Source organism: Rhizobium sp. CBN3 (assembly GCF_030518245.1).
In the GTDB taxonomy this organism is placed as follows: domain Bacteria; phylum Pseudomonadota; class Alphaproteobacteria; order Rhizobiales; family Rhizobiaceae; genus Rhizobium; species Rhizobium aethiopicum_A.
The window spans coordinates 11696-24673 of the sequence record NZ_JAULSE010000014.1; the positions used below are offsets into that span (position 1 = coordinate 11696).

General features: G+C 60.6%; 13 protein-coding genes, 3 tRNA genes, 1 pseudogene and 1 riboswitch. Of the genes and pseudogenes, 12 read left to right on the forward strand and 5 right to left on the reverse strand.

Translation table 11 applies throughout. The features are described 5' to 3' along the window. The first annotated feature begins 30 nt into the window (after positions 1-30). The 4 genes and pseudogenes from lon to QWJ46_RS20625 all read left to right on the forward strand — a co-directional run. Entirely contained in the window at positions 31-2448 is a 2418-nt protein-coding gene (gene lon, locus QWJ46_RS20610) for an endopeptidase La (RefSeq protein ID WP_085777766.1), read from the forward strand. A 206-nt stretch (positions 2449-2654) separates the two neighbouring features. Further along, entirely contained in the window at positions 2655-2930 is a 276-nt protein-coding gene (gene hupB / locus QWJ46_RS20615; protein WP_003558438.1) for a DNA-binding protein HupB, read from the forward strand. Positions 2931-3047: 117 nt separating this feature from the next. Beyond that, a riboswitch (FMN riboswitch) is annotated at positions 3048-3198 on the forward strand. A gap of 89 nt (positions 3199-3287) precedes the next feature. After that, positions 3288-4187 (forward strand): DMT family transporter, encoded by a 900-nt coding sequence (locus QWJ46_RS20620; protein WP_302753382.1) that lies wholly within the window; start codon positions 3288-3290, stop codon positions 4185-4187. A gap of 93 nt (positions 4188-4280) precedes the next feature. Continuing rightward, a pseudogene (locus QWJ46_RS20625) lies at positions 4281-4839 on the forward strand (alkaline phosphatase); the annotation flags it as partial. A gap of 275 nt (positions 4840-5114) precedes the next feature. On the opposite strand, the gene QWJ46_RS20630 reads toward QWJ46_RS20625, so the two are convergent. Further along, positions 5115-6014, reverse strand: a complete 900-nt coding sequence (locus QWJ46_RS20630; protein WP_302753383.1) for a LysR family transcriptional regulator — start codon at positions 6012-6014, stop codon at positions 5115-5117. 104 nt (positions 6015-6118) lie between these two features. Here QWJ46_RS20630 and QWJ46_RS20635 point away from each other — a divergent pair, with 104 nt between their 5' ends. Then, on the forward strand, positions 6119-7108 hold the full coding sequence (locus QWJ46_RS20635) for a zinc-dependent alcohol dehydrogenase family protein (protein WP_302753385.1): 990 nt from the start codon (positions 6119-6121) through the stop codon (positions 7106-7108). A gap of 71 nt (positions 7109-7179) precedes the next feature. On the opposite strand, the gene QWJ46_RS20640 is transcribed toward QWJ46_RS20635, so the two are convergent. After that, entirely contained in the window at positions 7180-8166 is a 987-nt protein-coding gene (locus tag QWJ46_RS20640) for an aldo/keto reductase (protein ID WP_302753386.1), read from the reverse strand. A gap of 143 nt (positions 8167-8309) precedes the next feature. Here QWJ46_RS20640 and QWJ46_RS20645 point away from each other — a divergent pair, with 143 nt between their 5' ends. Continuing rightward, positions 8310-8711, forward strand: coding sequence for a cupin domain-containing protein (locus QWJ46_RS20645; RefSeq protein WP_302753387.1), 402 nt, complete (start codon positions 8310-8312; stop codon positions 8709-8711). A 5-nt stretch (positions 8712-8716) separates the two neighbouring features. On the opposite strand, the gene QWJ46_RS20650 is transcribed toward QWJ46_RS20645, so the two are convergent. Further along, complete coding sequence (locus QWJ46_RS20650; protein ID WP_302753388.1) at positions 8717-9322, reverse strand: class I SAM-dependent methyltransferase; 606 nt, start codon at positions 9320-9322, stop codon at positions 8717-8719. A 163-nt stretch (positions 9323-9485) separates the two neighbouring features. Here QWJ46_RS20650 and QWJ46_RS20655 point away from each other — a divergent pair, with 163 nt between their 5' ends. Next, positions 9486-9848 (forward strand): hypothetical protein, encoded by a 363-nt coding sequence (locus tag QWJ46_RS20655; protein ID WP_302753389.1) that lies wholly within the window; start codon positions 9486-9488, stop codon positions 9846-9848. A gap of 128 nt (positions 9849-9976) precedes the next feature. Continuing rightward, positions 9977-10525 carry a glutathione peroxidase gene (locus tag QWJ46_RS20660; RefSeq protein ID WP_302753390.1) on the forward strand — a complete coding sequence of 183 codons (549 nt, stop codon included), beginning with the start codon at positions 9977-9979 and terminating at the stop codon, positions 10523-10525. A 24-nt stretch (positions 10526-10549) separates the two neighbouring features. On the opposite strand, the gene QWJ46_RS20665 is transcribed toward QWJ46_RS20660, so the two are convergent. Next, positions 10550-11014: a hypothetical protein gene (locus tag QWJ46_RS20665; RefSeq protein ID WP_302753391.1), complete on the reverse strand. Its 465-nt coding sequence runs from the start codon at positions 11012-11014 to the stop codon at positions 10550-10552. A gap of 65 nt (positions 11015-11079) precedes the next feature. Beyond that, a tRNA-Val gene (locus QWJ46_RS20670) sits at positions 11080-11155 on the reverse strand. Between the two features lie 412 nt (positions 11156-11567). On the opposite strand from QWJ46_RS20670, the gene QWJ46_RS20675 reads away from it, so the two are divergent. The 4 genes from QWJ46_RS20675 (at position 11568) to QWJ46_RS20690 (ending at position 12962) form a co-directional block, all read left to right on the forward strand. Then, a tRNA-Asp gene (locus QWJ46_RS20675) sits at positions 11568-11644 on the forward strand. 53 nt (positions 11645-11697) lie between these two features. After that, a tRNA-Asp gene (locus tag QWJ46_RS20680) sits at positions 11698-11774 on the forward strand. Between the two features lie 247 nt (positions 11775-12021). Further along, positions 12022-12387, forward strand: a complete 366-nt coding sequence (locus QWJ46_RS20685) for an NADH-quinone oxidoreductase subunit A (RefSeq protein WP_010055493.1) — start codon at positions 12022-12024, stop codon at positions 12385-12387. After that, entirely contained in the window at positions 12378-12962 is a 585-nt protein-coding gene (locus QWJ46_RS20690; RefSeq protein ID WP_064801815.1) for an NADH-quinone oxidoreductase subunit B family protein, read from the forward strand. Before QWJ46_RS20685 ends, QWJ46_RS20690 begins: the two co-directional genes overlap by 10 nt. The last annotated feature ends 16 nt before the right edge of the window (positions 12963-12978 follow it).

Genomic DNA, 12978 nt, shown 5'->3' on the forward strand with positions numbered 1-12978 from the left:
CCGGCAACGGGACGATGGAAAGGATAAAAAATGACGAAGAAAACGTCTGTAGCGAGCAGCACTGCCTACCCTGTTCTGCCTTTGCGTGACATCGTGGTTTTCCCGCATATGATCGTGCCGCTGTTTGTCGGACGGGAAAAGTCGATCCGTGCGCTCGAAGAGGTCATGGGCTCGGACAAGCAGATCATGCTGGTGACGCAGATCAACGCCAGCGACGATGATCCGGACCCTTCGGCGATCCATAATGTCGGCACCGTGGCAAACGTGCTGCAGCTGCTGAAGCTGCCTGACGGCACCGTCAAGGTTCTGGTCGAAGGCCGCGCCCGCGCCGAGATCGACACCTATACGAGCCGTGAGGATTTCTATGAGGCGCTCGGCCATGTGCTCGAGGAGCCGCATGACGATCCGGTCGAACTGGAAGCCTTGTCGCGCTCGGTCGTTTCCGAATTCGAAAGCTATGTGAAGCTCAACAAGAAAATTTCGCCCGAAGTGGTCGGCGCCGCCAGCCAGATCGACGACTATTCCAAGCTCGCCGATACGGTCGCCTCGCATCTGTCGATCAAGATCACCGAGAAGCAGGAGATGCTGGAGACGACCAGCGTCAAGCAGCGTCTCGAAAAGGCCCTCGGCTTCATGGAAGGCGAGATTTCGGTCCTGCAGGTCGAAAAGCGCATCCGCTCGCGCGTCAAGCGCCAGATGGAGAAGACCCAGCGCGAATACTATCTCAATGAGCAGATGAAGGCGATCCAGAAGGAGCTCGGCGACGGCGAGGAAGGCCGCGACGAGATGAGCGAACTGGAAGAGCGCATCTCCAAGACCAAGCTGTCCAAGGAGGCCCGTGAAAAGGCCGAGGCGGAGCTGAAGAAGCTGCGCCAGATGAGCCCGATGTCGGCCGAAGCCACCGTCGTGCGCAATTATCTGGATTGGCTGCTCGGTATCCCGTGGGGCAAGAAGTCGAAGATCAAGGCCGACCTCAACAATGCCGAGAAGATCCTCGAGGCCGATCACTTCGGTCTCGACAAGGTCAAGGAGCGCATTGTCGAATATCTCGCCGTGCAGGCCCGCGCCACCAAGATCAAGGGCCCGATTCTCTGCCTCGTCGGCCCTCCGGGCGTCGGCAAGACCTCGCTCGCCCAGTCGATCGCCAAGGCGACCGGCCGCGAGTATGTCCGCATGGCGCTCGGCGGCGTTCGCGACGAAGCCGAAATCCGCGGTCACCGCCGCACCTATATCGGCTCGATGCCCGGCAAGGTCATCCAGTCGATGAAGAAGGCGAAGAAGTCCAACCCGCTCTTCCTGCTCGACGAAATCGACAAGATGGGCATGGATTTCCGCGGCGATCCGTCTTCGGCCCTGCTCGAAGTGCTCGATCCGGCGCAGAACTCGACCTTCATGGACCACTATCTGGAAGTCGAATACGACCTGTCGGATGTGATGTTCATCACGACGGCGAATACGCTGAACATTCCTGCGCCTTTGATGGACCGCATGGAAATCATCCGTATCGCCGGCTACACCGAGGACGAGAAGCGTGAGATCGCCAAGCGGCACCTGCTGCCGAAAGCTATCAAGGAACATGCGTTGCAGCCGGAAGAATTCTCGGTCAGCGACGACGCCCTGATGGCGATCAGCCAGCAGTACACCCGCGAGGCCGGTGTCCGCAGCTTCGAACGCGAATTGATGAAGCTCGCCCGCAAGGCGGTCACCGAGATCATCAAGGGCAAGACGAAGTCCGTTCACGTGACGGCCGCCAACATCGCCGACTATCTCGGCGTCCCGCGCTTCCGCCATGGCGAAGCCGAGGGCGAGGATCAGGTCGGCGTCGTGACCGGTCTTGCCTGGACGGAAGTCGGCGGCGAACTGCTGACCATCGAAGGCGTGATGATGCCGGGCAAGGGCCGCATGACGGTTACCGGCAATCTGAAGGACGTCATGAAGGAATCGATCTCGGCGGCGGCCTCTTATGTCCGCTCGCGCGCTGTCGATTTCGGCATCGAACCGCCGATGTTCGAAAAGAACGACATCCACGTGCACGTGCCGGAAGGTGCGACGCCGAAGGATGGCCCGTCGGCCGGTGTCGCCATGGCAACCGCCATCGTTTCGATCATGACCGGCATCCCGGTGAACAAGCATGTGGCCATGACCGGTGAAATCACCCTTCGCGGCCGGGTGCTGCCGATCGGCGGTCTCAAGGAAAAGCTGCTGGCAGCGCTTCGCGGCGGCATCAAGAAGGTGCTGATTCCGGAGGAAAACGCCAAGGATCTGGCGGAGATTCCGGACAATGTGAAGAACAGCATGGAGATCATCCCGGTCTCCCGGATGGGCGAGGTGATCAAGCACGCGCTGATCCGCCGGCCGGAGCCGATCGAGTGGGATGGCACGGTGGAAACGCCTGTCATCACATCGGTCGAAGGCCTCGACGACACGGGCGCAACCATAGCGCATTGAGTGGCATTTGCCACATTTGTGCCCTATTGGCGCAAAAGACGCGAAAAGGCTGGCGGAAACGCCAGCCTTTTTTGTGAAAACGTCATGGAGACGCTTGCTTTTCCTTGATTTGCAGGGCTTTTGGGTTCCCGGCGGGCCTGATGAAACCTAATCTGCGCCTAGCTTAGATTTGAGTCGTTTCATACCATTTAGAAAGGGGTGGAAACATGAACAAGAATGAACTCGTGTCCGCAGTCGCCGAAAAGGCAGGGCTGACGAAGTCTGACGCGGCTTCCGCTGTTGACGCGGTTTTTGACGTTGTCCAGGCCGAACTCAAGAACAAGGGCGACATCCGCCTCGCTGGTTTCGGCAGCTTCACCGTTTCTCATCGCGCTGCAACGAAGGGCCGTAACCCGTCGACCGGCGCTGAAGTCGATATCCCGGCTCGCAACGTGCCGAAGTTCACGCCCGGCAAGGGCCTGAAGGACGCCGTCAACGGCTGATTTGATCTTCCGCCGGCCGTAAACGAGAACGGCTGAGCAGGATTTCGAGGGGTTCGGCACTGCCGGACCCCTTTTGTTTTGCCGCTTGCCGCAGGCAGCGCTTTGTTTTACGAACGATTCTGTTCTCAGGGCGGGGTGAAAGTCCCCACCGGCGGTAAGGGCTGCTGCCCGAGCCCGCGAGCGCCTTCCGAAGCTTTGGCGGGGAGGGGTCAGCAGATCCGGTGCGATTCCGGAGCCGACGGTATAGTCCGGATGAAAGAGAATGAGCATGACCGCAAGCTGGCAGGGGACTGCCCGCCTCCGCGTATCGTCGCTCATGCGTCCTGATTTGTGTTGGTCCCTATTCGGATGAAAGACATGAATCAGAATTCCCTTGCAGTCTCGCGATCTCGCGCCATTGCCGGCGCCGTTTTCATGGTGCTTGGAGGCGTCGCCTTCTCGCTGCTCAACGTCGTCACCCAATGGCTGACCATGAAGCTCGCCTTTCCGCCAGCCTCCGCAGCCTTCTGGCAATATGCCTTCGCCTTCCTTTTCTCCTTGCCCATCCTGCGCAAATCCGGCCTTGCGGCTATGCGTACGGACTATCCCTGGCGGCACGTCGTGCGCGTCGTCTTTGCCGCGCTTGGTGTCGAGGCCTGGGTTTCCGGTCTTGCCTCAGTGCCGATCTGGCAGGCGATCGCGCTGGTCATGACCTCACCCTTCTTCATCATTCTCGGCGCCCGCCTGTTCCTCGGTGAGCGCGTCGGCCCGGCCCGCTGGGCAGCGACCGGTGTCGGCTTTGCCGGCGCGATGATCATCCTCCAGCCATGGTCGGACAGCTTCACTTGGGCAGCGCTCCTGCCGGTACTCTCGGCGCTGCTCTGGGGTGCCTCGTCGCTCATCACCAAGAGCCTGACCGGTATCGAGAGGCCGGAGACCATCACCGTCTGGCTGTTGGTGCTGCTGACGCCGATCAACGGCGGTCTGGCGCTTGCCGCGGGCTTCGCAGTGCCGACAGGCACGACACTCGCGCTCTTCCTCCTGGCGGGCCTCCTGACGGTCGTGGCGCAATATCTACTGACCCTTGCCTATGCCAGCGCCGACGCCGCCTATGTCCAGCCCTTCGATGATCTGAAGCTGCCGCTCAACGTTCTCGCCGGTTGGCTGTTCTTCGGTTATGCGCCCGCCGGCTATCTGTGGTTGGGCGCTGCACTCATTCTTTCCGCATCGCTCTTCATCATGAGGAATGAGATGCGGCGGGAAAGGCAGGCAGCCTGACGCCGACCCTCTGAAATCTTGCCGGCTGTCATGTCTCTGTCATGGCAGTCCCGCAAAACCCCTCTGTTCGATCTTTCGACATTGGGGGTCTCCATGACAATTTCATCCCGCAAGGCAGCGCTTGCTGCCGTGCTTCTCGCATCTGTTGCCTTTCCCGCTGCGGCCGAGCCGGTCTTCAACCGCATCGCCTCCTTCCCGGGTCGCCCAGAACCTGCCTGGTGACAAGGACAAGCTGTCGGTGACATCTGCAGAAATCATCACCGCGACCGACGACGGCAACACCCTGATCTATAGCGACAGCCCGCTCGGTGCGATCGGCTTCATCGACATCACCAGCGCCAAGGCCCCGAAAGCCGCCGGCGCGCTGATGATGGATGGCGAGCCGACATCGGTCACCTCGAGCGCCGGCAAGGCGCTGGTTGCCGTCAATACCTCCGAAAGCAAGGCCAAGCCCTCCGGCCGCCTCGCAATCGTCGACGTGGCGACGACGAAGATCGAGAACACCTGCGATCTCGGCGGCCAGCCGGATTCCACCGCCCTCAACAAGGAAAAGACGTTTGGTGCCATCGCGCCCGAAAACGAGCGCGATGAAAACGTCAATGACGGGAAGATCCCGCAGATGCCGGCCAAGCTCGGGGGCGAACTGCCGGTTGCGAAGAAGACCGAAGCGCACGATTTCCTCGGCGAACTGAAGACGGCGACCAACGGCTATGTGCTCGACAAGCTCGAAGGCTTCGCCTTCGACGCATCGGGCAAGCCTTACGCTGTCACCGATAATGACGGTATGAGCGACTCGTCCGGGGAAACCCTGTTCTTCCCGGTCAACTTGACCGCCACGAACGGAGTTCGCGTTCCCATCATACTTAAAGGCCGGGTTTTGCTCCCGGCCTTTTTCTTTGGCCGATTCGCCCCTGAACGGCCGATGGCCTACGTCATGAATTTGGGCAAGGCAGCCGCCAATGCGTCGACCGCAAGACGAGTCCTGAGCGGCAGGTGCGATGTCTGTAGCCACAGCGCATGACAATCATACGGGAATTCCGGCTCGTCCGGCAGCACCACCACCAGCATCCCTGCCTGCACACGGTCCCGGATAAGCCAGGAGGGCAGCCAAGCGAGCCCCATGCCTGCCGTTGCCGCATCGGCAATGGCATCGAGATCATCGAGCCTCAAACGGCTCTTGGGCCTGATTTCAATCGGTGGCTCTTCGCCGCGTGGAAAAAGCCACGGACGGAACCGGGCGGAGCGGGCATAGACGATAGCATCGTGCCCGCCGAGATCCTTGAGCTGCTCAGGTCTGCCGTGGTCATCGAGATAGGCCGGCGAGGCGCAGACCACCATGCGCTGGCGCGCGACACGGCGTGCAATGACGCCCGATCTATCCTCCAACTCGCCGGTGCGGATCGCGAGATCGTAGCCGCCCTCCGCGAGGTCGACGACAGGATCGCTGAGCGATAGATCAAGTTCGAGGTTCGGATGCCGCTGAGCGAGTTCGATTAGGATCGGGACCACGCAGCGCCGACCGAAATGAACGGGCATGGTGACGCGCAGCCTTCCGCAGGGTTCGGAAAGATGATCGACTGCAAGCGCATCCGCAGCCTCGGTCTCCGCAAGGATCATCCGGCAGCGCTCGTAATAGGCGCGTCCGAAATCCGTCAGGCTCTGGCGCCGCGTCGTCCGGTTGATGAGGCTCACACCCAGGCGCTCCTCGAGAAAGCGGATATGCTTGCCGACCATCGGTCCGGACAGGCCAAGGGCCGCGGCGGCCGCTGCGAATGAGCCCAGATCGACGGCCTTCACGAAGACGGCCATGCTGGTGAGACGATCCATATTGCAAACTCTTGGTTTCTTCTGTCTTACCTGCGGGCCAATTTATCTTCTGGAGGCGGCTTGGCATAGATCATTCGGTTCAATCATTTTGGGGTTGATATCGAATGCCACGCGTAATCCGCTTTCATGAGCTTGGCGGTCCCGAGGTTCTCCGCATCGAGAATGTAGTGATTCCCGCGCCCCAGTCGGGGTTGGTTCAGATCCGTGTCAAGGCGCTGGGCATCAATCGCGCTGAAGCTTTGTTGCGGTCAGGCGTCTATATCGAAACTGCGCCGCTGCCCTCGGGCCTCGGCCTCGAAGCGGCCGGTATCGTCGAGGCGGTGGGCGAGGGGGTGGATGGTTTTATGCCGGGCGACCGCGTTAGCATCATCCCGCCCATCTCTATGGTCCAGTGGCCGGCTTATGGGGAACTCATAACTTTTCCCGCCGAATTTGTCGTCAGGCATCCGCCGACGCTGTCCTGGGAGGCGGCCGCTGCCGTCTGGATGCCGTTTTTGACGGCCTACGGCGCACTCATCGACACTGCCGGGTTGAGCAAAGGTGATTTCGTCGCCGTTACCGCTGCCTCGAGCAGCGTGGGACTTGCTGCGATCCAGATTGCCAACAAGGTCGGTGCGACGCCGATCGCGATTACCAGGACCTCCGTAAAGCGTAAGGCATTGCACGATGCCGGTGCTGCGCATGTCCTCGCTTCACAGGAGGAAGATCTGGAAACGAAGCTGAAGGCCGTCGCCGGCCGGGATGGCGTGCGGGTCGTCTTCGATGCCGTCGCCGGCCCCATCTTCGAACCGCTGAGCGCGGCAATGTCATCGGGCGGCATTCTCATCGAATATGGCGGATTGAATCAGGAGCCGACGCCGTTTCCGCTTTCTGCGGTGCTCGGCAAAGGCCTGACGCTACGCGGTTATCTCGTCCATGAGATCCTCCGCGATCCGGCGCGGCTGCAGGCTGCAAAGACCTTTATTTTCGAAGGGCTCGCGTCCGGCGCGCTGGAGCCTGTCATATCAAGGACATTCCCTTTCGAGCAGATCGTCGAGGCGCACCGCTTCTTGGAATCGAACGAGCAGTTCGGCAAGATTGTCGTGACGGTCTGATCCGGTCCTTCTTGGGATGATGTCTCAGGCCCGGCCAAGCGGCCAGCCGGGCTTGAACGGTCCATCAGGACTTACCAGCGCTGATGCACATGCGGCGCGATCAGCCGCTCGTAGATTTCACGCGTCGTCGCCATGACATCCGCTGAAAGCGGCGCAAGGTCGGCGGCAGCCGCGTTGGCTCTCGCCTGTTCGGCATTGCGGGCGCCGGGGATGACGACGGTGACCGCATCGCTCATCAGGATCCAGCGCAGCGCCAAGGCGGCCATGGTGGCGCCGGCCGGCACCAGCTTGCGTACTTCCTCGACCGCCTGCAGCCCGACCTCGAAGGGTACGCCCGCAAAGGTCTCGCCGACATCGAAAGCTTCGCCGTGGCGGTTGAAATTGCGGTGGTCGTCGCTGGCAAACTGCGTCTCGCGGCTGATCTTGCCGGAGAGAAGGCCGCTTGCGAGCGGCACGCGGGCGATGATCGCCACGTTCCTGCGGCGCGCCTCGGCGAAGAACAGATGGTCGGGGCGTTGGCGGAAGATGTTGTAGATGATCTGGATGCTGACGACGCCGGGATATTCGATCGCCTTCAGCCCGTCCTCGACCTTTTCGACGCTGACGCCATAGCCCTTGATCTTGCCGGCCTTCTGCAGCGTGTCCAGGCTCTCGAAGACCTCAGGCTGGTAAAGCACCTCGCGCGGCGGGCAGTGCAGCTGCACGAGGTCGAGACTATCGACCGCAAGATTCTCCAGGCTGCGGTCGATGAAGCCTTCGAGATTGGCCTTGGTATAACCTTCCGCCACATGCGGGTTGAGGCGACGGCCAGCCTTGGTCGCGACCATCGGGCGCTCGCCGCCGCGTGTCTTCAAGACATCGGCAATGATCTTTTCCGAGCGGCCGTCGCCGTAGACATCCGCCGTGTCGATGAACGTCATACCGGCGTCGAGCGCGGCGTTCAGCGCCGCCCGCCCATCCTCCTCGCTGATGTCGCCCCAGGAGCCGCCGATCTGCCAGGCGCCGAAGCCGACATTGGTGATGGTGAAGGGCATGCGGCCGAAAGCATGGTGTTTCATGAACATCTCCCTAGGTTATGAAAGACAATGGCCTATCAGGCGGGCAACTGTGCGGCAATTGCCGATCCGGTCTTGATCCGTCGCCTCGATCAAATATCGTCCGGAGACAAGGCTTCAACGCTATTGGATGGAAAGGAACGATCATGGAGATTAAACCCGCCGGCTTTCGCCCCTCGACGAAACCGGCCGCCGACTATTTTACCGGCGCCGTTCGCCAGGATCCGCTGATCGAGCCGCCGGCGCCGGCAAGGGTGAAGGCAACCTCCGTCACCTTCGAACCCGGAGCCCGCACGGCCTGGCACACGCATCCGCTCGGCCAGTCGCTGATCGTCACCTCGGGCAAGGGCCTTGCCCAGAGCTGGGGCGGGGAGATTCGCGAGATCCGTGCCGGCGACACCGTCTGGTTTGCGCCGGGCGAAAAACACTGGCACGGCGCCGGCCCGGACACGGCGATGACGCATATTGCCATTCACGAGGCATTGGACGGCAGTCATGTCGACTGGATGGAAAAGGTCAGCGACGATCAATATTCCGGCAAGGCGTGAGCTGATCAGAGGCGCTTCAGGCAATAGGAAAAATGCGCGTGCGATTCGACCGTCAGGAATTCGAATTGCCAGCCATAATCCTTGCAGAATTTCGTAACCGCCTCGACGACACCGTAGACGATCGGTTTGACCGTGTTGCCGGTGCAGAAATCATGGCCGGCAATGCGGCCTGTCCGTTTCACCTTCTTCTCGCAGAGCAGGAGCTCCTGCCAGGTGAGCTCGAAGGAATGATCGGTGTCGATATAGGCCCAGTCGAGGAAGTCATCCGCGAATTCGGCGAGCTTGTCGAGCGATGTGCCTTGCATCAGGTGCAGCCGGCCGGCCTCGATCTCGGCCGCGAAATTCGTGTGAATCGCGTCGAGCCCGGAGCTGTAGCGATCCATCGACCAGGGATCGATGAGATAAAGCTGGGCCGGGCGATTCTTTTCCAGGATCTCCGCCGTATATTCGCCGAAGGCTGCCCCCACTTCGACGCCGATGCCGCCATTCGGGATCCTGTAGAGCAGTTCGCCGCGATCCGGCAGCAGCCGGGCGTTTTCCATATGATGGGCGCTGAGCGGGGTGCGCGGCATGCTCGCCCGCAGCGCCTGCCTTTCTTCACGTGTCTTCATCTCTGATCTCGGGATTGGGGCGGCTGACGGCCCTGGTGCGGTTCGAGGGGAACGTAGGAGCAGCCGACGCGGATGACAACGGCATGACAAGAATTTGCTTCTTTCGGACAAAAGGTTAAGTTTCGCCTGTAAATGACGAAAGAGCCCTGGGAGGAGCGACTTCATGAGACGGATGTGGCCGGAAGAGTTCAATGCCATCATTGCCGATGCCGAAGAAGTGATGCTGGAATCGTCCGCCGAGCCCGGCGCCGGCGAGCCGCTGCACCGGAAAGCGCTGAAGGCGCGCATCGCCACGGAAGATTACGAGCGAATCTGGCCGCTCGCCGAGATGCGCTTCCGCTTGGGCGAGGGACCGTTCGCCGGCAAGGCCATCACGCTCATCACCACCAACCCCCATTATCATCCCTGGCATCCAAAAGATGGCGGCAGCGTCGAATCCGTCTCGGACAGTGGCCGCCACTACAAGACGGATTACCTTGTCGTGCATTTCCTGCTCGACGACGTAAGGGAAACCTCGCCCGCCTGATGGGCTTCCCCGGTGTCGCCAAACGGCGACGCCGGGGGTGCTGACGCCGAGTTGATCCTTCACCCTGATGACAATGGCGGCGATATCGCTAAGCTCGCAGGAACGATCCTTGCCAATTGGAGGTTCCTATGACGGGCAATGTGCTGGATATTCCGGTCAAGACGGTGGATGGTCGACAGATCACGCTGAACGAGTACAAGGGCAGGGTGCTTCTGATCGTTAACGTCGCCTCGAAATGTGGGCTCACGCCGCAATATGAGGGGCTTGAAAGACTCTATGGCGAAAAGCGCGAGCGTGGCTTCGTCATCGCCGCTTTCCCGGCCAACGACTTCAAGGGCCAGGAACCCGGCACCGACGCCGAGATCCTCGATTTCTGCACCACCACCTACGACGTCACCTTCCCGATCTTCTCGAAGATTTCGGTCAAGGGCGAGGCCCAGCACCCGCTCTACCGGCAGCTGACCAAATCGGGCGTGAAGACGACGGGCGAGGGTCCGATGCGTGAACGCCTGAATGCCCACGGCATATCAGGCGGCGACGAGGACGACATTCTCTGGAATTTCGAAAAATTCCTGATCGGCCGCGACGGCAAAGTTGCCGCCCGCTTTGCGCCCGACGTGACCGCGGATGATTCGCGGCTAGTTTCCGCGTTGGATCAAGAACTGGCGAAGGGATGATTTGCCGGCAGCCGAGCAGGATCTTCAGATCCCGAGCACGGTCACCAGCGGAGGCGTAAAGTCCTTGAAACCCAGTCTCGGCTGGTCGCATCTTCTGTCAAACTTGGTCTTCGATACGTGGCGCTGACAGTTCGGATTCGTTTTGAACGCGTATCCGGGCAGGCTGACATATGTGGCGCTTGGCGCGCCAAGGGCAATCGCGATGCACAGCGTCAATGCGGAGCTGAGAGCCCTCATGGCACACCTCCAGGTGTCATAAGCCTCCAAACGCGAAGACTTTCCGGGCGGCGATTCTCCCACTTTTACCGGTCCCCATCCATTCGCCCAATAGGAGGTGGCCGGGCGGCCGGAGTAGTCCGTTTTGGTGGAACCTGGTTTCCAGACGGCGCCGCATTTGACCTGCTGGACAGCTATGCTGCGCCGGAACATCTTGCCGAATGCCGGGTCGCGTTTCCAGCCGACAGCCTCTGCAGAGGCAGATAGCTGCATGAGCCAATCAGCGGCAGATGTGACTGCGGCTGTCGACATCACTCTTTGAAACGTGAGGGGAAGAATGGTGGGCGATGAGAGACTCGAACTCCCGACATCCTCGGTGTAAACGAGGCGCTCTACCAACTGAGCTAATCGCCCATCGCTGGCGAAGCCGATCGGCCTGCTGCGTTGGTGGCCGTGATCTATGCGGATCGCGGCAAAACCGCAAGAGTGTTTGTGAAGATTTTTTGATTTTTTTGGCAGTCGTCTGCTGGTCTGTGCTACCGCTCGGGCTCAGTCGGCCTGTGGATAAAGGGCAGGGGAGGCGGCGGACTTATCCGTTTTGCCTGCGCCGTCGGCTCTGATCATGCCTCGCTACGGCGGCGGAGGTTGGAATTGCCGGCTTTCCGTTCTTCCGGCAGCGGCTTTGCCGAAACAATTCAACGACTGTCATGGTTTTGTCTCCAAACCTGCTTGACACTAAAAGGCGAACCCCGTAGTTAGCCGCTCATCGAAACGGGGAGCCGTTTTGGTGAGGGTGCGAAGGCATCCGGATTGCTTGAAATGAAGTGCGGGTGTAGCTCAGTCGGTTAGAGTGCCGGCCTGTCACGCCGGAGGTCGCGGGTTCGAGCCCCGTCACTCGCGCCATTTCAAAAAGCAGGCGTTCAGGCGCCGTCGTCCGGCACTTTCGTCCATTATGCGCGGGTGTAGCTCAGTCGGTTAGAGTGCCGGCCTGTCACGCCGGAGGTCGCGGGTTCGAGCCCCGTCACTCGCGCCATTCTCTTCCGAAAGCCATGCAGTTTCCGAGGGTCAGGCATGCAGCTTGAATCGACTTCTGCGGATTTGTCGCGACATCGTTGCATCTGCTTGATAATGTCCGCGCGCGACGCGTCGAATTGCCTCTGTAAAAGTCTTGCGCCGGGGCTTCGGCTGCGCTAACCACGGCTTGTTGCAACGCACGTTCGCTTGCCGGGCAATTGCCCAAATGCGCCGCCTGGCGCCTCCGGCAAGCAAGGATGAACATGATGACTGAACTGCTCAGTTCCTATATTCCGATCGCTATCTTCATCGCCATTGCGCTCGTTATCGGCCTGGCGCTGCTCATTGCGCCGTTCGCCGTGGCATTCAAAGCGCCCGATTCGGAAAAGCTCTCGGCTTACGAATGCGGTTTCAATGCCTTCGACGACGCCCGCATGAAGTTCGACATCCGCTTCTACCTCGTGTCGATCCTCTTCATCATCTTCGACCTCGAGGTCGCCTTCCTCTTCCCCTGGGCCGTTTCCTTCGGCGCCATCGGCTGGTTCGGCTTCTGGTCCATGATGGTCTTCCTCCTCGTGCTGACCATCGGCTTTATCTATGAATGGAAGAAGGGAGCCCTGGAATGGGAGTGACCCCTGTGAGCAATCAGCCGCTCGTCGCGCCGCAGCCCAAGGGGATCATCGATCCGTCGACCGGCAAGCCGATCGGGAGCAACGACGCATTTTTCGGCGAGATCAACAACGAACTCGCCGACAAGGGTTTCCTCGTCACCTCGACGGACGAACTGATCAACTGGGCTCGCACCGGCTCCCTAATGTGGATGACCTTCGGTCTTGCCTGCTGCGCCGTCGAAATGATGCAGCTCTCCATGCCGCGTTATGACGTCGAGCGCTTTGGTTTTGCGCCGCGCGCTTCGCCGCGCCAGTCCGACGTGATGATCGTCGCCGGCACGCTGACCAACAAGATGGCGCCGGCTCTGCGCAAGGTCTACGACCAGATGCCCGAGCCGCGTTATGTCATCTCGATGGGCTCCTGCGCCAATGGTGGCGGCTACTATCACTATTCCTATTCCGTGGTGCGCGGTTGCGACCGCGTCGTGCCGATCGACATTTACGTGCCGGGCTGTCCCCCCACGGCGGAGGCACTGCTTTACGGCGTGCTTCTGCTGCAGAAGAAGATCCGCCGCACCGGCACGATCGAACGCTAAGGGTTAAGGACAAGGC

Bases quoted from the DNA above. Each gene is read 5' to 3' on its own strand.
- QWJ46_RS20690 (WP_064801815.1), top strand. From the start codon at position 12,378: ATGGGAGTGACCCCTGTGAGCAATCAGCCGCTCGTCGCGCCGCAGCCC.
- QWJ46_RS20635 (WP_302753385.1), top strand. From the start codon at position 6,119: ATGCCACGCGTAATCCGCTTTCATGAGCTTGGCGGTCCCGAGGTTCTC.
- QWJ46_RS20630 (WP_302753383.1), bottom strand. From the start codon at position 6,014: ATGGATCGTCTCACCAGCATGGCCGTCTTCGTGAAGGCCGTCGATCTG.
- QWJ46_RS20665 (WP_302753391.1), bottom strand. From the start codon at position 11,014: ATGCAGCTATCTGCCTCTGCAGAGGCTGTCGGCTGGAAACGCGACCCG.
- QWJ46_RS20650 (WP_302753388.1), bottom strand. From the start codon at position 9,322: ATGAAGACACGTGAAGAAAGGCAGGCGCTGCGGGCGAGCATGCCGCGC.
- QWJ46_RS20660 (WP_302753390.1), top strand. From the start codon at position 9,977: ATGACGGGCAATGTGCTGGATATTCCGGTCAAGACGGTGGATGGTCGA.
- QWJ46_RS20640 (WP_302753386.1), bottom strand. From the start codon at position 8,166: ATGAAACACCATGCTTTCGGCCGCATGCCCTTCACCATCACCAATGTC.
- QWJ46_RS20645 (WP_302753387.1), top strand. From the start codon at position 8,310: ATGGAGATTAAACCCGCCGGCTTTCGCCCCTCGACGAAACCGGCCGCC.
- QWJ46_RS20655 (WP_302753389.1), top strand. From the start codon at position 9,486: ATGAGACGGATGTGGCCGGAAGAGTTCAATGCCATCATTGCCGATGCC.
- hupB (WP_003558438.1), top strand. From the start codon at position 2,655: ATGAACAAGAATGAACTCGTGTCCGCAGTCGCCGAAAAGGCAGGGCTG.
- lon (WP_085777766.1), top strand. From the start codon at position 31: ATGACGAAGAAAACGTCTGTAGCGAGCAGCACTGCCTACCCTGTTCTG.
- QWJ46_RS20620 (WP_302753382.1), top strand. From the start codon at position 3,288: ATGAATCAGAATTCCCTTGCAGTCTCGCGATCTCGCGCCATTGCCGGC.
- QWJ46_RS20685 (WP_010055493.1), top strand. From the start codon at position 12,022: ATGACTGAACTGCTCAGTTCCTATATTCCGATCGCTATCTTCATCGCC.